This window comes from Hymenobacter monticola, from assembly GCF_022811645.1.
Taxonomy (GTDB): Bacteria; Bacteroidota; Bacteroidia; order Cytophagales; family Hymenobacteraceae; genus Hymenobacter; species Hymenobacter monticola.
The window spans coordinates 1508611-1530576 of sequence record NZ_CP094534.1; the positions used below are offsets into that span (position 1 = coordinate 1508611).

General features: G+C 64.7%; 16 protein-coding genes. 3 read left to right on the plus strand and 13 right to left on the minus strand.

Annotation, left to right across the window (positions count from 1 at the left end):
- Positions 1 to 34: 34 nt before the first annotated feature.
- Positions 35 to 439, minus strand: a complete 405-nt coding sequence (locus tag MTP16_RS06350; RefSeq protein ID WP_243516915.1) for a hypothetical protein — start codon at positions 437 to 439, stop codon at positions 35 to 37.
- 309 nt (positions 440 to 748) lie between these two features.
- Between MTP16_RS06350 and MTP16_RS06355 the strand changes: the two genes are divergently transcribed.
- Entirely contained in the window at positions 749 to 3268 is a 2520-nt protein-coding gene (locus tag MTP16_RS06355) for a carboxypeptidase regulatory-like domain-containing protein (protein ID WP_243516918.1), read from the plus strand.
- 40 nt (positions 3269 to 3308) lie between these two features.
- Here the strand turns inward: MTP16_RS06355 and MTP16_RS06360 are convergent, their stop codons facing one another.
- From MTP16_RS06360 to MTP16_RS06410, 11 genes are all read right to left on the minus strand, one after another.
- Positions 3309 to 4559 (minus strand): MFS transporter, encoded by a 1251-nt coding sequence (locus tag MTP16_RS06360; RefSeq protein ID WP_243516922.1) that lies wholly within the window; start codon positions 4557 to 4559, stop codon positions 3309 to 3311.
- Between the two features lie 78 nt (positions 4560 to 4637).
- The gene (locus tag MTP16_RS06365) at positions 4638 to 5588 is read right to left on the minus strand and encodes a cation diffusion facilitator family transporter (RefSeq protein ID WP_243516925.1); all 951 of its coding nucleotides are present in this window, start codon (positions 5586 to 5588) and stop codon (positions 4638 to 4640) included.
- Positions 5589 to 5677: 89 nt separating this feature from the next.
- Positions 5678 to 6505 carry a hypothetical protein gene (locus tag MTP16_RS06370; RefSeq protein ID WP_243516928.1) on the minus strand — a complete coding sequence of 276 codons (828 nt, stop codon included), beginning with the start codon at positions 6503 to 6505 and terminating at the stop codon, positions 5678 to 5680.
- A gap of 83 nt (positions 6506 to 6588) precedes the next feature.
- Positions 6589 to 7281, minus strand: a complete 693-nt coding sequence (locus tag MTP16_RS06375) for a ClpP family protease (RefSeq protein ID WP_262922661.1) — start codon at positions 7279 to 7281, stop codon at positions 6589 to 6591.
- Positions 7282 to 7396: 115 nt separating this feature from the next.
- Positions 7397 to 7663, minus strand: a complete 267-nt coding sequence (locus tag MTP16_RS06380; RefSeq protein ID WP_243516931.1) for a hypothetical protein — start codon at positions 7661 to 7663, stop codon at positions 7397 to 7399.
- Positions 7664 to 7666: 3 nt separating this feature from the next.
- Positions 7667 to 8242, minus strand: coding sequence for an RNA polymerase sigma factor (locus MTP16_RS06385; protein WP_243516936.1), 576 nt, complete (start codon positions 8240 to 8242; stop codon positions 7667 to 7669).
- Positions 8243 to 8359: 117 nt separating this feature from the next.
- Entirely contained in the window at positions 8360 to 10999 is a 2640-nt protein-coding gene (locus MTP16_RS06390) for a T9SS type A sorting domain-containing protein (protein WP_243516949.1), read from the minus strand.
- Between the two features lie 154 nt (positions 11000 to 11153).
- Entirely contained in the window at positions 11154 to 13619 is a 2466-nt protein-coding gene (locus MTP16_RS06395; RefSeq protein WP_243516952.1) for a TonB-dependent receptor, read from the minus strand.
- Positions 13620 to 13814: 195 nt separating this feature from the next.
- Positions 13815 to 14372 (minus strand): hypothetical protein, encoded by a 558-nt coding sequence (locus tag MTP16_RS06400; protein ID WP_243516954.1) that lies wholly within the window; start codon positions 14370 to 14372, stop codon positions 13815 to 13817.
- An 82-nt stretch (positions 14373 to 14454) separates the two neighbouring features.
- A complete protein-coding gene (locus MTP16_RS06405; protein ID WP_243516957.1) occupies positions 14455 to 16869 on the minus strand; it encodes a TonB-dependent receptor in 2415 nt (804 codons plus the stop codon).
- Positions 16870 to 16976: 107 nt separating this feature from the next.
- Positions 16977 to 17321 (minus strand): hypothetical protein, encoded by a 345-nt coding sequence (locus tag MTP16_RS06410; RefSeq protein ID WP_243516959.1) that lies wholly within the window; start codon positions 17319 to 17321, stop codon positions 16977 to 16979.
- A gap of 142 nt (positions 17322 to 17463) precedes the next feature.
- Between MTP16_RS06410 and MTP16_RS06415 the strand changes: the two genes are divergently transcribed.
- Together MTP16_RS06415 and htpG are read left to right on the plus strand one after the other, a co-directional pair.
- Entirely contained in the window at positions 17464 to 17961 is a 498-nt protein-coding gene (locus MTP16_RS06415; RefSeq protein ID WP_243516960.1) for a hypothetical protein, read from the plus strand.
- A 162-nt stretch (positions 17962 to 18123) separates the two neighbouring features.
- Positions 18124 to 19953 carry a molecular chaperone HtpG gene (gene htpG, locus MTP16_RS06420; RefSeq protein WP_243516961.1) on the plus strand — a complete coding sequence of 610 codons (1830 nt, stop codon included), beginning with the start codon at positions 18124 to 18126 and terminating at the stop codon, positions 19951 to 19953.
- A 93-nt stretch (positions 19954 to 20046) separates the two neighbouring features.
- Here htpG and MTP16_RS06425 read toward each other — a convergent pair whose 3' ends face one another.
- Positions 20047 to 21951: a cytochrome-c peroxidase gene (locus MTP16_RS06425; RefSeq protein WP_243516962.1), complete on the minus strand. Its 1905-nt coding sequence runs from the start codon at positions 21949 to 21951 to the stop codon at positions 20047 to 20049.
- Positions 21952 to 21966: the final 15 nt, after the last annotated feature.

A 21966-nucleotide genomic window follows, 5' to 3' on the forward strand; every position in this document is an offset into this window, starting at 1 on the left:
GTCTTTTATCAGATACGACGAAGCGGTGCCGCTGTTACTTCATTTCCTTGGCGCGCTTCTTTTCGGCGCGGGCCAGGGCACGGGCGGTGCGCTCCTGCTTCTGGGCTTCTTTGGCTGCGTCGCGCTGCTGGCTAAGCTGAGCTTTCTGCGCTTTTTCCTGGGCGCGCTGGTCGCGGAGCTGCTGTTTCAGGTCGGCTTGCTGGTTGGCGTTTGTCTTGAGTTGGTTGCGCGTGTCGCGGGCGGCTTGGTCGGAGTTGCTGCTTTGTTGCTTCTGGGCTTCGTAGGCGGCTTTGGCGTCGGTGGCGCGCTGGGCCTGCTGCTCGGGCGTGAGGGGCAGGGCGGCCGGTTCGGTAGTGGGGGCCGGCGTGGTTTGGGCGCTGGCGACGGTGGCCGTGGCCAGGGCGGCGAAGAGGGCCGCGCCGAAAAGGAGGTTTTTCATGGGAAGTGGTCACGGCCAGCCAACGGCTAACTGTTCCTTCAAACGCAGGACCCCGGGCTAAGTTGGTTATTTATTGATTTTCAATTAGTTTATTGTTTTCATGCGGGCGAGGTGCTTGCTGTGGCCCAGGGGCAGGCCGATGACAGTAATACGCAGCTGTACCGGGAATATAACTGAGGGGCGGCCTGGAGCGGCGCTGCTTGCGGCGGCACCGCGCCCAATCCGGCCAGTGCCAGCAAGTCAGTGTCGTGGTCGCCCTATGCAATACCCGTATACTTGTGGCTACTCTCCACATTTTCGGCTCTTGTTATGAAACCTTGGCGCTTATTCCTGGCGGTGGCTGCCCCAGCCGCATTCGCAGCTTTTCAGTTGCCTCCCGATGATTTCGGGCAGCGACTCGCGCAGCAGCTGCGGCGCTTTTATGCCCTCACCAGCCCGGAAAAAGTGTACTTGCAACTGGACCGTGACGCGTATGCCGCCGGCGAAACCATCTGGTGCAAGGGGTACGTAACCGGGGCCGCGCCTCTGCTGGCCGACAGCCTCAGCCAAGTGCTTTATGTTGACGTGGTTGGGCCCGACCAGAAGCTGCTCCTGCACCACGCCCTGGCAGTGCAGGATGGCGGCGCCCCGGGCAGCTTGCTGCTGCCGCCCAACCTGCCCGAAGGCCTCTACACGCTGCGCGCCTACACCAGCTGGATGCGCAACACACCCGACTATATCTTCAGCCGCGTAGTGCCGGTGGTGGGCGCCGCGGGGGCCGCGGCCAAGGCTTCCGAGAGAAAGCCAATGGCTACGGCCGGCGCGGTGCAATTCTTCCCCGAAGGCGGCGAACTGGTGGCGGGGCTGCCGAGCACCGTCGCGTTCAAGGCCACCGATGCCAGCGGCCGCGGCATTGGGGTGCAGGGCACGGTGCAGGACGAGCAGGGCGCGGTGGTAGCCCAGTTGCGCAGCCAGCACCTGGGCATGGGCCGCTTCGAGCTGCAGCCCGCGCCCGGCCGTCGCTACACGGCCCGCCTCCGCTTCGCTGGCGGCCAGGAGGCCACGTACCCGCTGCCCGCGGCCCAGCCGGCCGGGTTTACCCTGCAGGTGCAGGAGCGGGCCGATGCTTTCCAGGTGCTGGTGCGCCGCAAAGCCGGCCCCGGCGAGGCGGCCGAGCGCGTGGCCCTGGCCGCCCACGTCCAGAACACCCTGGCCTACGCGGGACAGGCCGAGGTGAGCGAGGGCCGGCCCCTGGAACTGGCCGTGCCCAAAAAGAACTTGCCGGCGGGCATTTTGCACGTTACCCTGTTTGACGGGCAGCAGGTGGCCCGCTGCGAGCGGCTGAGCTTTCACGACCCCGGCCCCGGCGCCCGGCTGCGCGTGCAGCCCGACAAAGCCGCGTACGGCCCGCACGAAAAAGTCACGCTGCAGGTATCGGCCCAGGACGCGGCCGGGCGTCCGCTGGCCGGCAACTTCGCCCTGGCCGTGACCGACGCGGCCGCCCCCGCGCTGGCCCACGGCTCGGATATTCGCACCGCACTGCTGCTGACCGCCGACCTGCAGGGGCCGGTGGAACAGCCCGGCTATTATTTCGCTGACCGCAGCGCTGCCACCGGCCGCGCCCTCGACGATTTGCTGCTCACGCAGGGCTGGCGGCGCTTCGTGTGGAAGGCCGTGCTGGCCAATCAGTGGCCGGAAACCAGCTACCCGCGCGAGCTGGGGCCCAGCCTCAGCGGCCGCGTCGTAGACAAGCGCCTGGCGCCGGTGCCCGGTGCCACCGTCAGCCTCACCCGCTTGCGACCCGTGCAGGTGCACGAAGTGCAAACCGATGGGCAGGGCCGCTTTTCGTTCACCGGCTTTTCGGGGCAGGATTCGGCAGCCGTGCGCATGGTGGCCCAACCCGCGAAGGGCGTCCGGCACCCGCAATTGCTGCTCGATGACAACGTGCTGGCTGTTTCGGCCACCTCCGGGGCGCTTTGGCCCTGGGCCGCCGACAGCGCCGGGCAGGGTTTTGCATCGATGCAGAAGCAAGTAGCAGCCTACCAGGGCCGGAGCGTCCTGCTGGGCGAGGTGCAGGTGCAGCGTGCGCCGCAAGCTCCGCTAACCGACACCCGCCGCATCTACAACCGCCCCGACGTCACCATTCTGACCAAAGACATACCGGGCATTGCCACCTACCAAAATGTGTTGCAGATTCTGCAAGGCCGGGTGTCGGGCCTCAGCGTGACCGGTAGCCAGGACAACCTGCGCATCACCATGCGCGGCAGGAGCAGCACCGAGCAAACCCGCCTGGGCCCGGCGCTGCAGGCCGCTTCGAACGCAGCCGGCGGACGCATGCGCCCGGCGCCGGTGACCGAGCCCAGCAACGAGGGGACCAACTTGCCGCTGCTGCTCCTCGACGGGGTGCCCGTGAGCAGCAGCCTGCTTGCCACCGTGCCCCTCGTCGACTTTGAGGCGGTGGAGGTGCTGCGCCCGGGGTCGGCGGCCATTTTTGGCGAGCGGGGCGGGGCCGGGGCCATTTCCTTTCTGACCAAACACGGCAACCCCAACTACGTACCCGGCGCCGAACCCGCCCCCACCGTGCGCCCGCCGCTGTATGCGCCGCCGCGCCTGCAACGGGTGCGCGAGTTCTACAGCCCCGCCACGGGCGCCGCGGCCCCCGCAGACGGGCGCAGCAGCGCCACGCTCTACTGGAACGCCGGGGTGCGCACCGGCGCCAACGGCACGGCCACGGTGACCTTCGTGAGCGCCGACAAGGCCGGCCGCTTCCGCATCGTGACGGAAGGGCTGACGCAGCAGGGGGAGCCGGTGCGTACCACGAGCCAGTTTCAGGTAGGAACTCCGAAGTAGGCCCGTCCGGATTGCGCCACCACGAAGCCCGTTGCGAAGGCTATTCCTCTACATAGTCCAGGTCTTTGTGAAAGCTCTCGGGCAGGGTGCTCACGGCCCAGAAGGCCACCAGCAGCGAGAGCCCGCCCAGCACCGCCGCGCCCGGCAGGCGGCCGCCCAGGTGCGCCTCGGCCCAGCGGAAGGCCGGTACCAGCGCCACCACCGAGCCGCGGGCAAAGTTGGGCGCCGTGGTGGCCACCGTGGCCCGCAGGTTGGTGCCAAACTGCTCGGCCGCCACCGTCACGAACAAAGCCCAGAAGCCCACCGAAATGCCCATCAGGAAGCAGACAGCATAGAAAGTAGTTTGCGACACGCCGCGCAGTCCGAATAAATACACGCCCACCATCAGCCCGCAAAAGGCCAGGAAGAGCTGCAAGGCGCGGTTGCGCGAGCGCAGCAGCTGGCTGAGCGCGCCGCTGGCAAAGTCGCCAAATACCAGCCCGAAGTAGCACCAGAACACTGCCAGCCCGGCCGACAGCGGCGCCGGCCCCGGCTGCACGCCCAGCGCCTCGCCAAACTCGGGCGCGAAGGTGATGAGGATGCCCACCACAAACCACAGCGGCACCCCAATCAGCAGGCAGCGCAGGTAGCGCCCCAGCCGGGCGCCGTTGGTAAACAGGCTGAAGAAGTTGCCCCGGCTGACGTGCGCGGCTGCCTGTGCCTTCTGGAACATGCCCGACTCGAACACGCTCACGCGCAGCAGCAGCAGCGCCAGGCCCAGGCCGCCGCCCACGAAATAGGCGTTGCGCCAGCCCCACCGGTCGCCCACCCAGTAGCCGAGCAGCGCGCCGCTCACGCCCACAGTGGCCACTATCATGGTGCCGTAGCCGCGCTTGTCCTGCGGCAGGCTTTCGCTCACGAGGGTGATGCCCGCGCCCAGCTCGCCGGCCAGCCCGATGCCGGCAATAAGCCGCAGCCAGGCATACTGGTCGAGGGTTTGAACGAAGCCGTTGGCGATGTTGGCCAGCGAGTAGAGCAAGATGGAGCCAAACAGCACCGACAGCCGGCCCTTTTTATCGCCCAGAATGCCCCACAGGATGCCGCCGAGCAGCATGCCGCCCATCTGCATCGAAATCAGGTACTCGCCTTGGGTTTTGAGGGCTTCTTTGCCCACCACGCCCAGCGAAGTGAGGCTGCCGACGCGCACGATGCTAAAGAGAATCAGGTCGTAGATATCAACGAAATAGCCCAGCGCCGCCACGATGACAGCGGCGGTGAGAACGGTGGATTTGGTGGGTGGGGAGGCTTGCATGGCCGAAATGTAGCGCGGACTTTTAGTCCGCGAAGCCAACGGCATTTATGATTTACCACTCGCGGACTAAAGTCCGCGCTACTGATGCACCGCTGCCACTGCTTCTTCGCAGCCGCTGTGACAGCCGCCGGGCAGCGCGCCATCCTCCACCTGCACGGTGCTGTGGTGGATGTGAAACTCGGTTTCGAGCCCTTTGGTGAGGGCACCGAGCCAGGCGGCATCGGCGCCGCCGGGGCGCACGAGGTGGGCCATGAGGGCGGCGTCGTGGCCGGAGCTGCTGAGGCTCCAGATGTGCAGGTCGTGCACGGACTCGACCTGGGGCTGGGCCAGCAGCCAGGCGCGCACCGCGGCGGGGTCAATGCCGTCGGGCACGGCTTGCAGTCCCAGGCGCAGGCTGTCGCGCAGCAGGCCCCACGAGCTGTAGGCGATGATGCCCAGGATGATAAAGCCGATGAGCGGGTCGAGCCAGGCCCAGCCGGTGAGCAGCACGAGGCCACCGCCGGCCACCACGCCCACGCTCACCAGCGCATCGGTGAGCATGTGCAGGTAGGCGCCGCGCACGTTCACATCGCCCTTCTGCCCACTACGGAAAAGCAGGGCCGTGACGCCGTTGACAAGGATGCCGATGCCGGCCAGCGCCATCACCCAACGGCCGTTCACGGGTTCGGGGTGGCGCAGGTGGTCGATGGTTTCCCAGAGGATGAAGCCGAGCGCGGCATAGAGCAGAGCGGTGTTGAGCAGCGCCGCCTGAATGGTGGCCCCACGGTAGCCAAAGGTGTAGCGCTGCGTGGCGGGACGACCCGCCAGCCAGGCGGCGCCCCAGGCCAGGGCCAGGCTGAGCACGTCGCTCAGGTTGTGGCCGGCGTCGGAGAGCAGGGCGGCCGAGTTGGCCCAGAAGCCACCAATAGCTTCGGCTATTACGAAGGCCAGGTTAAGGCCGATGCCGATGGCAAAAGCCGCGCTAAAGGCGCCCCCGGCGGGCGGGGCGGCGTGCTGGTGGCCAGCGTGGTCGGAATGAGAGTGGGGCATGATGGAAAGCGTTGGCGCTACGTGGATAACGTAAACGGTCGGGCTTTCGGTGCGAATAGAAGGGCACTGTGAGCGTTGTCAGCGCGGCCTTACTTGTGAATGACCATTAGCCCATACTCTTCTTTTCTAAAAAGCTTCGTTTCCTGCATTGGAATATCCTCTACAATCCCACGAAAATTCATCCGTTGTACCTGCTCGATGGCGACACGAAATTTATTGCCAATTCGAAGGGAATCGCGGGGAATATTTATTTCTCTGCTCTTGACCATTCTGCCTTGCCCGATACCATCAGTGCTCCGTATGAGTGCGAATTGATAACTCGGGATTCTATAGCGGGCATCAGTTGGAAGGATGGTAGCGAAACCTTCAGCGGGTGTCGCTCTTACCGATAATGTAAACCGAGACAGAACGGAATCAGGAGGCGTCCTTTCCCAGATAGCCTGCTTAGGGTCGGAAAGCCGTATCTCAACGGTTGGTAGCGGTGGAGGCATTACCTGAAATAGGTGCTTAAACACCAATACTCGCCCCCGATAAGCCCAAAGCGTAACCGTAGACGCTGAGGGTGCAATCAGCAACCGGTGCCTCTCTGCGTCGAGCTTCACGGTGGCGCCAGTAGCTGTGAAGCGAATGGGAAGCTGCCCCTTGCCCGGCCGAGATGGCACAATCAGCGGGTTTTCACAGTTAAGAAAAAGGCGGATAGAGTCGGGTTCAACGTCCCACTTCACTTCGTGATAAGACCAAGCCGGTAACCATTTTCGCACCGCCTCTTTGGTGGTATCCGGGTCCTGCCACCACCGTTCTACCATTCGGTAGGTCAGCCGCCACGGTCCCCGCGGCCGGCTCTGCCCCTGAATATGTGATACGGGCAGCAACACACTTAGCAGCCACCAGGCTGGTAGTAACAAGCGGATTCGCATGGGTTGGCGTAAAGGTGACGCTTAAAAGTAAAGCGAAAACGCTGCCGCCGAAGCCGTGGTATTTATTGAGGCAAAAAGCTGCCTTACTGCCGCGTCAGTACCTCGTCAATCAGGCCGTATTCCTTGGCCTCGTCAGCCCGCATCCAGTAGTCGCGGTCCGAGTCGTCGTGGATTTGCTGATAGGTTTTGCCCGTGCGTTCGGCGTAGATGCCGTAGAGCTCCTGGCGCAGCTTTACCACCTCGCGGGCCGTGATTTCGATGTCGGCCGAGGGGCCCTGCACGCCGCCGCTGGGCTGGTGAATCATGACGCGGGCGTGGGGCAGGGCCGAGCGTTTGCCGGGGGCGCCGCCGCAGAGCAAAAAGGCGCCCATGCTGGCCGCCAGCCCGGTGCAGATGGTGGCCACGTCGGGCCGCACGTACTGCATGGTGTCGTACATGCCCAGCCCGGCATACACCGAGCCACCCGGCGAATTAATGTAAAGCAGAATGTCCTTGCGGGCATCCACCGATTCCAGAAACAGCAGTTGGGCGTTAATGATGTTGGCAATGTTGTCGTCGACGGCCTGACCGAGGAAGATGATGCGGTCCATGATGAGGCGCGAAAACACGTCGATTTCGGCGAAGCGCGTGGGCCGCTCCTCAATGACGGAGCGCGTCATGCCGGTGAAGTGCTGGCGGGCGCGGCCTTCGGCGCGGGTCAGGTACTGGTCCACCACGAGGCCGTTGAGGCCCTGGCCGTGCACGGCAAATTTTCGGAATTCCTGTTTGTTCAGCATGGGATGGGGAAAGTGAAAAATGTGGGCACAGGAAGTCTGGCTTCGCCGGAAATGGCGAAGGGAAATCATAACCCGTGCGGAGTGTTTGGGGGAAGTAGGCTAAGTCAGCAGTTGGTTACCACGGCTTCATTCGTTGCCAGAGGCGGGCCCAGGGACTGGCGGGCGGCCCATAGAGGCGGGTGTGGATGCCGGCCAACTCGCGCCGCAACTGGCGCCGGCCGGCCAGCCGTAGGCCCTTATATAGCTGCTGCTGAGCAGCCGTATCAGCGGCCAGCTCGCCATCCAGCAGCAGGCGCAGCTGCCAGTCCTCGGCCGGCAGGGCGGCGGGGCCGCGCATCAGCTGCTGCTCAATCAGGCGCAGGCGTTCGAGTTCGGGGCGCATGGCTTAGTATTCAATGGTTTCGGAATGGAAAGCCCGACGCACCGAGTTGCGCAGCCGCTCCAGGCACTTAAACTTCTGCACCGTGGCTGAGCGCACGGAGCGGTAGCCATTGGCCTCGGCAATCTGGGTGAGCGGCTGCTGGAAATAGTAGAAGGCCAGCAGCATGTTCTTGCAGCGCGCACCCAACTGCTCCACGTAGTCGAGCACGGCGAAGCCCGTCGCTTCCGTTTCCGTTGCGGCTTCGGCGGCCAGCTGGCCGGGGTCGTCGGGCAGGGCCTCGTGCGGGAGGCGGGCGCGGCGGCGCAACTCGTGCCGCCACAGGTTGCGGCTGATGCCCAGCAGGTAGGTGCCGGCCGTGGCGGTGAGCGTCAGGGTTCCGCCCACCGCCTGCTCGTATAGAATCACCAACGCGTCGTGAAACACGTCCTGCGCGTCCTCGGCCGTGCCGCCGCGGGCGCTCACGTGCCGCCGCACCAGCGGGAAAGCGTGGCGGTAGAGCTGAGTCAGGGCTTGTTCGCGGTTGGCCAGCAGGGCCGTGCGGAGGGTGAGAGCAGAGGAAAATTTGGGCGAGGAAACCATGGCAGGAAGAGTTGTCTCTAAGTAATCCATTTTCCGCCCAACTATCACCCCTGGTATCTAAAAAAAAGGCTTGCCCCGGTCAGGAGGCAAGCCATTCAAGTACTTAGGAAGCCGCCGCTACTCCAGCACCACGCGCCGAGTGACGGCGCCTGTGGCATATTCCACGCGCAACAGGTATACGCCGGGCGTCAGCGCGTCGGTGGCCAGCTGCATTTCGGGTTGAAGCACGGCTTGGCGGAGCACGGGGCGGCCTAGGGCGTCAAGCAAGAAAACCGCTTTGGGGCGGGCGGCGGCATCCAGGCGGAGCGTGAGCTGCCCGTGGGCCGGAACCGGGTAGGCACTTGTATTGGCCTGCACCTGTGCGCTGGGCACGTGCAGCACGTTCGCGTCGAGCAGGCGAGCGAGGCCGATGTGCAGTTGGCCGCCGATGGTCGTGTAATAACCGGGAACCAGAATGGCTCCATCGGGCTGAACGACCGGGGTGAAGACATAAAAATCGGGCTGCAAATTGGCCGCAAACCCGGTATCCAACGCCCCGTTCGGCAGCAGGCGCAACAACGTTTTAATGGCCGTCTGACCAGTGGCGCGCGTGAAGCCGCCCACCACAATTCGCCCGTTGGGCTGCACGGCCAGGCCGAAAACGGACGAAGACCCCGAGTAAAGCGGCGTAAAAGCCGTGGAAGCCACCGCAAACGTCGGGTCGGGCGCGCCCGTGGCCGTGAGTTGGCCAATGCGGGCTGTGGCCACCGTGCCCACGGCCGTGAAATTGCCGAGGAACAGTATTTTTCCGCCAGGAGTCTGCACCAGCTGATTGACGGAAGTCGCCGCCGTGCCGTTGGTGACGCTGGCGGGCGTGAAGGCTGGGTCGATACCACCATCGGCCAATAGCCCCGTCACGGTGGCGGCTTGCCCGGTGGTGCTTGGCGCTCCTACCAGCACACGGCCATCGGGGCGCACCAGCAAGCAGGTAGGCGCCGCCACGGCCGGCTGAAAAGTAGCGTCCAGTTGGCCGGTATCCGTCAGGCGGGCAAGAAACGGCTGGCCGGGCACCGACGCATTGTTGCTTGGAAGCCCCATCACCACAATGCTGCCCCCGGGCTGCACTTGGGCACTGCGCAAATACCCGTTATCGGGGGACATGCCGGAGCCGTAGGGCGAACCGGGGCCGTAGGCAGCACTCACGAAGGTAGAGTCCAAGCGGCCGTTGGCCAGCAGGCGCACCAGGTTCACGTGCTGCTGTCCGTTGGCCTGAAAGCTGAAATAGCCGCCCACCAGCACGCGCCCGTCTGGGTAGGTGTAGAAGGGAGTAACGCTGGTGCTGGGCGCGGCCGTGGCAAACGGACTCCGGGCCACAAAGCCGGCATCGGTGCTGCCATCGGCGTTGAGGCGGGCCAGGCCAACGGACGCCACGCCGTTGATTTCGGAAAACCAGCCGCTCACAAGAATCTTGCCGCCGGGGCCGGGCTGCAGGGTTACGGCCGAACTGCTGGGCTGTTGCAGCAGCGGCGCCACAAACGGCGCCGGGGCGCCCGTAGCTTGCAGCAAGTGCACGCCCGTGGGCAGGGCGGTAGCGGCCTCAATGTTGAGCAAGCCGCCGGCCGTCAGCACTTGGCCTGATGCCAGCAACTGAATGCTGCTCACGCCATCGGACGGCGTGCCGTACGTGCTGTTGACGCGCGCGGGCACTCGCCAGGCCGGGTCGAACGCGCCGGTGGCCAGCAGCTGTGCCACGTACTGCTGGGACGCACCCAATTGATATTGATAAATGCCCGGGCTTCCCACGGCCACCAGGATGCGACCATCAGGACGCACCTGCATCGTCGGAACAAGGTAATCGCTGCGTTGAGGGTACAGGTTGGTGGGCGCTGCAAAGCTCGTATCGTGAATCCCCGTCGGGCCGAAGCGCACGATTCGAGCCGCCAAACCCATAAAAATGCCGCCGCTATACCCATTGTTCGCGCCCAGCAAAACCTTGCCATCGGGCTGAAGCGCCAAGCTCGCGCCGTAAGCGTTTGACGCCGGTACCGGCGTCCCACCCGAAGGGAACCGCAGCTGAAAGCTGCTATCCTGACTGCCGTCTAAGTTGAGTCGGAAAACGTTTAGGAGCGGGCTAGTGAATGCGCATAAGAGCTTGCCATCGGGTTGTAGCACTACGGCATCTGGCGCGTAGTAACTGCTAAGGTTCAGGGCCGCGAACCGCGTGTTGAAGGCCGTATCGGGGGTGCCATCGGCATTAAGGCGCATAACCGATACGGTGGTGGTGAAGCCGGGCCGCAACAGGCTTTGTCCTCCCACCACTATTTTGCCGTCGGGCTGCGCGGCTACGTTATAAATAATGCCCCAGCCGCTGGTGCGGGGCGCAAAGCTGGCATCGCGCGTGCCGTCGGCGTTGAGGCGCACCAACTGAAAATACGTGGTGCTGCCGTAGGCCACGCTGCCGGCCACCACCCAGATTTTGCCGCCCGGCGCTTCGGCCGCGCCTCTCACTTCCGTCCAGGTAGCTGCCGCCAGGTTGGCCTGAAACTGCGTGTCGAGTTGCCCATTGGGCAGGTAGGCGGCGATGCCGGGCACGTCCTGGTGCTCGGCCCGCTGCACGCCAAACACCAACCGGTTGCCGTTGCTCAGTTGCAACGCGGCCGCGGCCGAAGCTGGTTCGTAGAGGCGTTGCGGCAGAAAGCTGGGGTCAATTCGGGTCTGGGCGCTGCTAGCCCAGGAACACCCGATGAGACACAGAACGGTGAGTAGAAAAAATCGCATAAAATAGAAGAGAGTAATTCAATATAAAGCTACAGCCGGAGCAGCCGCTCCACAAAATTCAAACGGGCCCGGCCGGGCTACAGCCGCCGTGGCAAGTAGCTCAACCGAGCCCGTTTGAAGGCTTCACGGGGCTAATTAATTTGCCCTCTTGCTATCATTTAAAAGACAGCGGCACCACCAGCCGCACGCTCACATTGCGCCCCTGGTTGAACACGCCGGTGCGCCCGTTGGCGGCGTTGTAATCGGCATATTTCAGGCGGCTGAGGTGGCTTTGGTAGCCCACGTCGAACAGGTTGTTGGCCGTGACGAAGAGCGAGAACAGGGTGCGGCCGCTGGCCGAAGCCACGTCGGTGCCCACGCCGGCGTTGAACAGCGTGTAGCCCGGCGTGGCGGTTTCGGTGTCGAAGGCCGAGAAGAAGCGGTTTTGGGCGAAGGTGCGCTCCATCTGCAGGCGGGCGTAGGGGTTGGTGAGGCGCTTGCCCTGGCGGCGGAAGTTGGCCCGCAGTTCCGACTGCAGCCGGTCGGCCGGGATGAAAGGCAGGTAGCGCTGGTCAGCTTCTACGTTCAGCTGCCGGGCGCGCACCATCGAAAACGCGTTTTCGAAGTGCAGCCAGTCTAGCGGGTGGGGGTGAAAGTCGAGGCTCACCTCGCCGCCGTAGAGGCGGGCCTGGCCTTGCTCGTACTTGTAGGCGCCGGTGTCGTCGCGCAGCGAGTCGGCCCCGCTGGCCGTGAGCAGGCGGCGCGTGAAAATGTAGTTGCTTATGCTGTTCTCAAACGCATCGACGCTGAAGCTGACGTGCTCCGAGGCGTAGCTCACGCCGACATCCACCTGCAGGCTGGTTTCGGCGGCCAGGTTTTCGTTGCCAATTTCGTAGCGGATGGTGCCCTCGTGCTTGCCGTTCGAGCCCAGCTCGGCAATGTTGGGCGCCCGGAAGCCGCGGGCCAGGTTTGCTTTCACCGTCAGGCGCTCGCTGAGGCTGTAGGCCAGCCCCAGGCTGCCGCTATAGTTGTGAAAATTGCTCTCGAAGCCCGGAAACTTGGTTTCGGCCGTGGGGTTGGTGCTGGGCCGCTCATTGCCGTCGAGCGAGAGGCGGTCGGCTGAAATCTGCCGAATGTCGTAGCGCAAGCCGCCGCTGATGTCCAGCGCGCCGATGGTTTTCTTGGCCACGCCAAACACGCCGCCCTCGTTCACGCGGTAGGCCGGAATCAGGAATTCCACGCCCAGGTTGCGGTTTTGCTGGTGCAAGCCGGTGCTGCCCAAGGTCAGGTTCCAGCCATTTTTCTCAGGCAGGAAGTAGCGCAGGGCGTAGTCCACGGTCCGCAGCTGGAAGTAGAGCGAGGTTTCCGCCGGGTCGAGCGCGCTGCCGTACTCGCGGCGCAGGTTCTGCTGGTAACTCACCTGCAGCGTGAGGCGGGCGCCGTTTTCGCCCAGAATGAAGTTATTATCCGTCCCGATGCGCAGGTGGTTGATTTGCTGCTGGGGCACAGCCAGGCCATAGCCGTGCAGGTCGGCGTCGGTCACGGGCACGCTCACCGTCGAGTCGCCGCTGGGCACGTCTTTCAGGAAGCGGCCGGTTTGCGGGTCGCGGGCGCCCTCGGTAAGCCCCACGCGCTGGTTGAAGCTGCTGAAGGTGAAGTGCGAATAGCCCCAGCTTTTGTTTACGCCCACGTAGCCGTTGGCGTCCCACTCATTAAAGCCGGAGTTGTACACGCGGCCGTCGTAGCGGTTCTGGTAGTTGCCGGCCACCTTGCGGGTGCCGCGCACCAGCCAGTTCAGGCCGTTGAGGTTGCCCGCGTTCAGCAGCGAGTAGCCCTGCTGGTGGTTGTTGGTCTGGTAGTTGGCCGTGGCCGTGCCAATAATGCGGCCCTCGGCCACGGGGTCGGGCGCCACGAAGTTGATGACGCCGGCCATGGCATCGGACCCGTACAGCAGCGAGCCCGGCCCCTTGATAATCTCGGCCCGGTCGATGCTAAACTCGTCAATCTCAATGCCGTGCTCGTCGCCCCACTGCTGGCCTTCCTGCCGGGCGCCGTTGTTCAGCGTCACCACGCGGTTGTAGCCCAGTCCGCGCACTACGGGCTTGCTGATGGCCGCGCCGGTTGTAATCTGGGCCACGCCCGGGGTGTGCGCAATGGCATCCACAATGTTAGAGCCGGAGGTCTGGTTGAGTCGCGTGCGGTCAACCACCGTCGTTGGCACCGGTGAGCGCCGCAGCTGCGTGGCCTGGCTCACGCCCGTGACCACCACCTGGCCAATTTCGGTGGCCGCGGCCGTCAGCTTGATTTCCAGCGGCTGCCCGCTGCCCGTGTCCACGGTCTGCGTCACCGTATTGTAGCCCAGCGAGCGCACCTGCATGGTGAAGCGCCCGCGAGGCAGGTTGGCAAAGCTGAACGAGCCATCGGGCCCGGTGGCGGCGCCCTGCTTCAAATCGGTGAAAATGACGTTGGCGCCGGGCAGTGCCTCGTCCGTGGCGGCGTCGGCCACGCGGCCGGTGAGGGGCGGGGCCGTGGCCCGGCCGCGGGCGGCCACCGCCGGCGTGGCCACGGGCGCGGTTTGGGCCGCCGAAACAAAAAAGCCGCCCAGTACCAACGAAATGGTCAGCGGAATGCGGTTAATCATAAAAGCAAACGTAAAACTGCCGCATGAACGGCAAGTGAGGCCCAAAGGATGGGCGAGGAAGCAATCAAACCTGTTCCGAAGCCCGGCCGGGCCCCGCGCTTGCAGACGCGCGGCCCGGCCTGCCAGATTTCCCCGCCGCACTCACAACGGCCAAGGAAACCCGGTGTCTCCGAAAAAGGCTTTGCCGAAGGCGCGCTACTGCACCGTCACGGGGAAAGTCACTTCCACATCGGTATCGCCGGGGCCGGCGGTGCCGTCCTTGGTACCGGGCTGGTGGCGCAGGGTCACCACCAGGCTGCCCGTGCCGGCGGCGTTGGTTACCAAGCGGGTGACCAGGCCCACGGGCAGGTTTTTCGAGTCGGTATCGGTGCGGGTGATGGCGAGCAGGCTGGCCGGCGTGGGCGTGTACACGAACAAGTGCTCGTCTTTTTCCTTGGCAATCTCCTCGGAGGTGTTCACCACCGGGTTCTTGGTTTCGTCGAGCAGCGTGATGGCGCCGGTGTAGGTGGTGTTGGGCCGCAGGTTGAGCGTGCCAATGGTGGGGGCATTGCCGCCGGTGCCGTCCACGTCGCGCCAGGTTACGGTAGCCGCCGCGCCGCCGCCAGTGGGTGTCAGCACGTAGGTCACCGTCGTGATTTGCTCGTTGTCCTCGTCGGGCGTGGGCTCATCCTTGTCTTTTTTGCACGAAGCAAAAACGAGCGGAGCGGCCAGCAGCAGGGCGGCCAAACGGAAGCGGGATTGGAAAATGGTCATGGGAAAGAGGTGAAAATGTGAAAAACGTGATTGATTGAATGCGTAAAAAGTTGAAATGGCAGGGCTTGTGCCAGCGCAAAGGCTACTTCCGGGCCGCGCCAAAAGCCAGCGGCACGCGCAGGCGCAGCGTCACGTTGCGGCCCAGCTCGTCGAGGAAGTAGCGGTAGCGGTTCAGGTAGTCGCGGTAGCGCTGGTCGAGCAGGTTGGTGCCCGTCAGGCTGATGCTCAGCGGCGTGTGGGCGCCCAGCCGGAGCGCGCCGCCCACTTCGGCGTCCAACAGCCAGTAGCCGGCGGGCGGGTCCTGGTAGTCGCGCTGCTCGTTGTCGCGCGGCACGCGGGTCTGGCGGCGCACGGCCTGCGCACCCACCTGGGCATAGAAGCCACTGAGCCTGTGCGCCGCCGGGCCCGGGGCCTCGTAGCGCAGCCAGCTTTCCAGCCGGTCGGCGGGGGCTAGTATTAGGTAGTCGTCCAGCCGCAGGTCGCGCTCCACCACCGTGGCGGCTTTCAGACCCAGCGTGAGGGGCCGCGCCAGCCGGTAGGCCACCAGCAAGTCCAGGCCCCGAAACCGGGCATCGGTCTGCTGGTAGCGGTAGGAGGGAAACAGGCCCCGGATGTCGAGCACCGGCGCAATGGGCGTCTGGTAGATGTAGTTATCGATGTGGTTTTGGTACACGGTCAGCTCGCCGTTGAGGCGTGGGTGGTCGTGCCAGGTCAGGCTCAGGGCCAGCGAGCGGGCCGTTTCCGGCCCCAGCGCCGGCGTGCCGGGCGGCCGGGTGATGTCGTAGCCTTCCTCGTAGATGCCGTTGTGCACGCCCTGGCTGGCGCGCTCGTTAGCGGCGGGGGCGCGCTGCATCAGGCTGGCGTCGGCGCGCAGGGTGAGGTGCGGCCCCAGTTCGCGCACCACCCCGCCCGACAGCGCCGGCGTAGTGAAGGCAAACTGTTCCTGCACCACATCAAACGCCCCACTCACCCGCGTGGGTCGGCAGGTATCGAGGTGGCGCCGGTCGAGGCGCAGGCCGGCCTCCAGCAGCCAGGCGCCGGGGTGCCAGCGCCCAATGGCGTAGGCACCGCCCACCGCGTTGGTGTAGTACGGAATGAAAAAGCGGCTGCCCGGCCGGTAAGTATTGTCCTGATACGTGCCGCTCAAGCCCACTTCGCCGCCAAAGTTGCCGTGCAGGTGGGGCTCCCAGCGCAGGTCGGCGGTGGTGGTTTGGTTGCGGTAGTCGAGCTCGGGCAGGTTGCGGGCCGCCACGTTGTCGTTGCGCGGCCGGTACTTGTCGTACTCGCCCCGGCGGTCGCTCTGCTGGGCCAGCGTCAGGTTCAGCCGCCCGCCCCAGCCATTCAGCTTGTAAAAGCTGCTGAGCTTGAGTAAGGTGTGCTGAATCTGCTGGTAAGGCCGGTCCAGGTCGTAGCTGAAGGAGGCCGGCAGCGGTGGCACCGACTCGTCCCGCGCCGCCCGGTTCCAGTTTTCCGGCACCGGGTATAGGCCCAGCTTGGCATTGTACTGGCTCAGAAACACCTCCGTACCCCAGCGCGCCTTGCGCCAGCCCACCGCGCCCGAGTAGTTGTACTCGGCCAGCGCGGTGGAGCTTATCCAATAATCCGGCGTGCGCGACAGGCCCGCTCGGCGCACGGTGCCCTGCGCCCGCCACGCCAGCGCCGGCAGCTTTTTCGGCGAGCCCTGCGCCGTGGCCGACGCCGCCCCCAGGCCGTTGTTGCTGGCCCCCACCAAATGCACCTCGCCGGTGGTGCCGGCCGAATCGGGCAGGGCCGCCGGCTGCACCAGCACCACCCCACCAATGGCGTCGGCGCCGTAGCGCACGCCGGCCGCACCCTTCACCACCGCCAGCTGCGAGGCCACGAAGGGGTCGATTTCGGGTCCGTGGTCCTGGCCCCACTGCTGGCCTTCCTGCCGCACCCCGTTGTTCAGCAAGGCTACGCGGTTGGAATGCAAGCCGTGTATCATGGGCTTGAACACGTTCGGGCCGGTCTGGATGGCCGCCACGCCGCTCACTTTCAGCAGGGCCTCGCCCAGGCCCTGGCCGCGGGTGGCGGCCAGGTCGCGCCCGGTTAGCGCGGCCGTGGCCTGGGTGGCAGTGGCCGGTGCGGCCTGTCCGCGCACCACCGCGCCCTGCAGCTGCACGGCATCGGGGTGCAGCTGGAAGTTGCGCACCTCCGAGGTGGCCACGCGCATCTCCAGGGCTTCGGGGCGGTAGCCCACAAAGCTCACCTCCAGGTGATAGAACCCCGGGCAGACGTGAAAGTGATAGTTGCCGAGGGCGTCGGTGGGGCTCACTTCGCCGGTTTCGAGCAGGCGCACGGTGGCGCCGGGCAACAGCGTGCCCGTTTCGTGGTCGGCCACGCGGCCAGCCAGGGCCAGCGTGCAGTTGGCTTGCGCGCCCGCTGTTTGCGCCCGGCCCGGCTGGGCCAGTAGGCCCGCTAGTGCCATGCCCAGCCACACCGCAGCGCGGCCCGGCAGGCAGGAAACAATACCCATGAAAAATGCAGGTGAGCCGCCCGCAGGCGGCGTAAGCGCAAGCCGGCCCCAGACCGCGGCGCAGTCGGGGCAGGGCGTAGCTTAAAATCGGAAAGCCAGGGTGCCGCTTAGGCGGCCGGCGGGCCACGCAGCTGAGCCGGCTCCCGCGCAATCCAGGGGGCCGTGGCCACCGTGGGCACAGGCAGGGTAGCAAAGCACGGGCGCGCAACCGGCACCGGCACCAGAATGGGCGCCCCGGCCACAAACGGCACGTTGTAGAAGTCTTCTACCTGGCAGTGCTTGTGCTCTTTGCTGATGAGGGCTTTGCCCTTGTGCCGGAAGGCCGGAGCCTGGGCGGGCTCCTCAGTGGTGTGCTCGTGGCCGTGCAGCGCTAGCACCCACGCCTCCGGCAGCAGCGTCCGCACGAGGCAGAGCAGCAACAGTAGGGCGAGGTGAGAACGCAGGGCTTGCACAATGCAAAGATGGGGGAAAACGACGAAAGCTGCCTGTTCGAAAAAAAGTTGCTAAATTTTGGGCTTGAGGCAATCCAACCTGCTACGCTATTACGTAGGGCCCTCGGCTTCTGGCTCAAAGCCACTTGTTAACGACCTTTTTGTGATAATTACCAGCATTCCGGACCTTTCGCTGCAATATGATGAAGCCCTGAGCTTGTTGCGCGTGGAATGGGCCGCGGGCGAAGACATGCGCAGCTTCCGCAGCAGCGCCGAATTGCTGCTGCAACTGGTGAATAAGCACAGCATTCGCCACATGCTACTGGAAATGAACACCTTTCCGGATATCTCGGTGTACGACCAGGTATGGCTGGGGGTGAACTGGATGCCCGTGCTGGTGAAGCTGCCCCTCGAGCAGGTGGTGGTGGTCATCAGCCGCCGCCGGGTACACAACCAACTGGCCATCGATTCGCTGATTGCCTTGTTTCGGCCGTTCATTCGGTTCGACATCCAGTTTTTTTCCACGGTCGTGCCCGGCCTGCACTGGCTCAGCGACTATTCCGGCCGGGTGCCCGGCCTGATGGCCGAGTGGGACGCCGTGCACGGCACCGGCCCGGCACCCGGCAACGTGAGCGAGCCCCGGCCCATGTACATGCTGTAGAGGGCTGCCGGCACGCGCGTACAGCGCAATGGCAACGTCCGGCCTCGCTGTCAGATTGACAGCACCATACCCCTTGGAACGGGCTTTGAATGCCGGGTAGGATGCGCCAGGGCGCCCCGCGCCCCGCCATTCCGTCTGTTTTCAACCGTTCCACTTTATATCATGCAAGAAACCGGCTCCATCTCCATCCACACCGAGAACATCTTCCCCATCATCAAGAAGTTCTTGTATTCCGACCACGAAATCTTCCTGCGGGAACTGGTCAGCAATGCCGTTGATGCCACCCAAAAGCTGAAGAGCCTGGCCCAGCTGGGCGAGTACCAGGGCGACCTCGGCGAGCTGAAAGTGCGCGTGACCGTGGACAAAGAAGCCCGCAAAATCACGATTTCCGACCACGGCCTGGGCATGACGGCCGAGGAAATCAAGAAGTACATCAACCAGATTGCCTTCTCCGGTGCCACCGAGTTCGTGGAGCAGTACAAGGAGAAGGACGCCAACGCCAAAGACCAGATTATCGGGCAGTTCGGCCTGGGCTTCTACTCGGCCTTCATGGTGGCCAAGGAAGTGGAAATCTGGTCGAAGTCGTACAAAGACGACACCCTGACGGCCCACTGGACCTGCGATGGCAGCACCGAGTTCACCCTCGAAGAAACCGAAGGCGAGCACGCCAAAGCCGAGCGCGGCACGGACGTGGTGCTGCACGTGGCCGAAGATTCGGACGAGTTCCTGGAGGAGGGCCGCCTGCGCGGCATCCTGGCCAAATACTGCCGCTTTCTGCCCATTCAGATTGAGTTTGAGGGCGAACTCATCAACGACACGAACCCCATCTGGACCAAGCAGCCCAGCGAGCTGACCGATGAGGACTACAAGAAATTCTACCAGGAGCTCTACCCCATGAGCGCCGACGAGCCCCTGTTTTGGATTCACCTGAACGTGGACTACCCGTTCAACCTCACGGGTATTCTGTACTTCCCGAAGGTGAAGGACGAGCTGCAGTTCCAGCGCAACAAGATTCAGCTCTACTCGCGCCAGGTGTTCATCACCGATGAGGTGAAGGACGTGGTGCCCGAGTTCCTGATGCTGCTACACGGCGTGATTGACTCGCCCGACATCCCGCTGAACGTGAGCCGCAGCTTCCTGCAGGCCGACGCCGCGGTGAAGAAAATCAACACCTACATCACCAAGAAGGTGGCCGACAAGCTAAGCAGCCTGTTCAAGCAGGACCGCGCCGGCTACGAGGAGAAATGGTCTGACATCGGCCTGTTCGTGAAGTACGGCATGCTCTCCGACGACAAGTTCTATGACAAGGCCAAGGACTTCGTGCTGCTCAAGAACGTAGACGGCAAGCTGTTCACCCTGAACGAGTACACCGAGCACGTGCAGGCCAACCAGCAGGACAAGAACGACAACACGGTGGTGCTTTACACCAACGACGCCGAAGCCCAGCACAGCTTTGTGGCCGCCGCACAGGACCGGGGTTACGACGTGCTGAACTTCGACCAGGTGCTCGACCCGCACTTCGTGGGCCTGCTGGAGCAGAAGCTCGAAAAAACCAGCTTCAAGCGCGTGGATGCCGACACGGTGAGCAAACTCATCGAGAAGGACGACGCCACCGAAAGCGTGCTGAGCGAAGACGACACCAAGAAGCTGGAAGAAACCTTCACGTCGGCCATCTCCAACCCGGCCATGCATGTGAAGGTGGCCGCCCTCTCGCCCCAGGACGCCCCGGTGGTCATCACCCAAAACGAGTTCATGCGCCGCATGAAGGACATGCAGCGCACCGGCGGCGGGGGCGGCATGCAGATGTTTGGCGCCTTCCCCGAGTCGTACGACGTGACCGTGAACGCCAATCACCCGCTGGTGAGCAAGGTGCTGGCCGACGGCGGTGACCAGCTGGCCAAGCAGGCGTTTGACCTGGCCCTGCTCTCGCAAGGCCTGCTGAAAGGCGAGGCGCTGACGGCCTTCGTGAAGCGCAGCACCGAACTGCTGTAAGAACGTGTACCGCGAAGCTCCGCTTCGCCTCGCGTTGAACGAAAACGCCTGAAGCCGCTCAAGCTTCAGGCGTTTTTTGTGCCTGCGGCAATCCTAGTGCTGCCCCGCCGTATCGGTCAAAGCCACCAGAAAAGCTTTCAAATCGGCCACGTCGCGGGGCGTCAGGTGCAGCTTGTCGGGCGGCAGGGTCTGATTGTCGACGGCTATGCCCAGGCCCAAGCCGCCTCCCTCGTTGTAGAAATGCAGCACTTCTTCCAGCGTGCGGTACTGGCCATTGTGCATGTAGGGAGCGGTGAGGGCCACGTTGCGCAGCGTAGGCGTTTTGAAGGCATGGCGCAGTGGGGCCAGCTTGGTGTGCACGTAGCGGCCTTCGTCGGGGTCGAGACGGCGGGAGCCGGGCCGCTCGGGCACGCCCAGTACCTCGGCCTCCGAGTCCTGGAAGGCGGGCGGCGCAGTGCCGTTGGTGAGGGGCAGAAAGTGACAGGTGGCGCAGCGGGCCCGGCCGGCAAACAGGTTGAAGCCCCGCACGGCGGCGGCATCGAGCACGGCGCCCTTGTCGCCGCGCACGTAGCGGTCGAAGGGCGCGTTCAGGCGCACGAGGCTGCGCTCGTAGGCCGCCAGCGCGTTCTGGATGCGAACGGGGCTCACCAGCGGGCCACCGGAGGCCTCACTCTCTGGAAACGCCTGGCGAAACTGCGCGGCGTAGCGCGGCTGTCGAGCCAGGCGGCCGGCGGCAGCATCCAGGGAGCCGTGCATTTCATCGCGGCTGCCCACCACGTCGATGGCCTGATTTTCAAGGGTGGGGGCGCGCATATCGGCAAACTGCGCAGCCTGCAGGCCGGCGTTGAGGATGGTGGGCGTGTTGCGGCGCAGGGTGCCGCCGCTGAGCGTGGCGCTCAAGGCCAGCCCGTCGGTGAAGGCACGGCCCGGCTGGTGGCAGGAGGCGCAGGAGCGGCCGCCGCCCCCGCTTAGCACGGGGTCGAAAAACAGCTGCCGGCCCAGCGCCACCTTGGCGGATTTGCTGAACCACTGCCGGTTGCCGGTGTAGAAGTCGGGATTGAAGGCGTCGGTATCAAACAGCGTAGCCGCTTCCGGGCGCAGCGCCCGTAGTTCGCCGGGAAACGGAGCGATGTCCAGTTGCCGCTCCAGCGCCAGCAGGCCGCGCCCCAGGGGGTTGGCCAGGTTGCGCACGAAGGCCAGCCGGTCGAACGCCGCGAAATCTGGCTGGCGCTGCAGGGCGGCGCGGGCGGCGGACAGCTGCGCCAGCGGCCCGGCCTTGTCATTTGTCGTCGTGGCGTAAAGGCGCAGCGGGGCTTCGAGGGCAGCCAGCGCGGCGGCGGCTTCGGGCAATGTAGCAGCGGGCGAGAGCGGTGTGTCAAAGCCCGTGATGCCCAGCGCCACCACCCGAAACACTTGCTGCCGCAGCGCGTCGAACACGTGAGCATCGGTGAATTCCTGGTCGGCCCAGGCCAACTGCAGGGCCCGCACCTGCCGGCGCAGGCGGCCCACCTGCCGCCGCAGCTCGCCCCGCGCGGCTGAGTCCTGCGCCGCCGGGGCCGGGCTGGGGTAGAGTAGGGGTTCGATGACTTGCAGGCCAGCCGGCTCAAACATCTTGGTTTCCTCAACTTCTACTTCGGCCACCGGCGCTCCGTTCACCAGCTTGCTGGTGGCCGGCAAGAAGTATTCGGTGAAGGGCTCCACCTGCTTGTAGGCCAGTCGGCAGCGCCGAAACGCAAGCCGCAGCGAATCGACGGGCAACGGCTGGCTGATGGGCCGTTGCGTCAGCGGCAACAGCTCCTGGTCGATGCGCTTGACCAGCGACTCTAGGTCGCGGGCTACGGCCGCTTTCAACCGGGCGGGACGGGAGTTGGCCTGCTCGGTCGTCTGGCCGGTAGGGGAGGAGTCGGGCGGCGCGGTCTGCTGGCCGCCTTCGGAATGGCAGTAGCTTAAGCCTACAACCAAGCACAAGCCGGCGAAAGCAGCGAAACGGTTTTTCATCAAAAAAAGGAGGTG

Bases quoted from the DNA above. Each gene is read 5' to 3' on its own strand.
- MTP16_RS06355 (WP_243516918.1), top strand. From the start codon at position 749: ATGAAACCTTGGCGCTTATTCCTGGCGGTGGCTGCCCCAGCCGCATTC.
- MTP16_RS06395 (WP_243516952.1), bottom strand. From the start codon at position 13,619: ATGATTAACCGCATTCCGCTGACCATTTCGTTGGTACTGGGCGGCTTT.
- MTP16_RS06405 (WP_243516957.1), bottom strand. From the start codon at position 16,869: ATGGGTATTGTTTCCTGCCTGCCGGGCCGCGCTGCGGTGTGGCTGGGC.
- MTP16_RS06385 (WP_243516936.1), bottom strand. From the start codon at position 8,242: ATGGTTTCCTCGCCCAAATTTTCCTCTGCTCTCACCCTCCGCACGGCC.
- MTP16_RS06400 (WP_243516954.1), bottom strand. From the start codon at position 14,372: ATGACCATTTTCCAATCCCGCTTCCGTTTGGCCGCCCTGCTGCTGGCC.
- MTP16_RS06365 (WP_243516925.1), bottom strand. From the start codon at position 5,588: ATGCCCCACTCTCATTCCGACCACGCTGGCCACCAGCACGCCGCCCCG.
- MTP16_RS06350 (WP_243516915.1), bottom strand. From the start codon at position 439: ATGAAAAACCTCCTTTTCGGCGCGGCCCTCTTCGCCGCCCTGGCCACG.
- htpG (WP_243516961.1), top strand. From the start codon at position 18,124: ATGCAAGAAACCGGCTCCATCTCCATCCACACCGAGAACATCTTCCCC.
- MTP16_RS06370 (WP_243516928.1), bottom strand. From the start codon at position 6,505: ATGCGAATCCGCTTGTTACTACCAGCCTGGTGGCTGCTAAGTGTGTTG.
- MTP16_RS06360 (WP_243516922.1), bottom strand. From the start codon at position 4,559: ATGCAAGCCTCCCCACCCACCAAATCCACCGTTCTCACCGCCGCTGTC.
- MTP16_RS06390 (WP_243516949.1), bottom strand. From the start codon at position 10,999: ATGCGATTTTTTCTACTCACCGTTCTGTGTCTCATCGGGTGTTCCTGG.
- MTP16_RS06425 (WP_243516962.1), bottom strand. From the start codon at position 21,951: ATGAAAAACCGTTTCGCTGCTTTCGCCGGCTTGTGCTTGGTTGTAGGC.
- MTP16_RS06375 (WP_262922661.1), bottom strand. From the start codon at position 7,281: ATGCTGAACAAACAGGAATTCCGAAAATTTGCCGTGCACGGCCAGGGC.
- MTP16_RS06380 (WP_243516931.1), bottom strand. From the start codon at position 7,663: ATGCGCCCCGAACTCGAACGCCTGCGCCTGATTGAGCAGCAGCTGATG.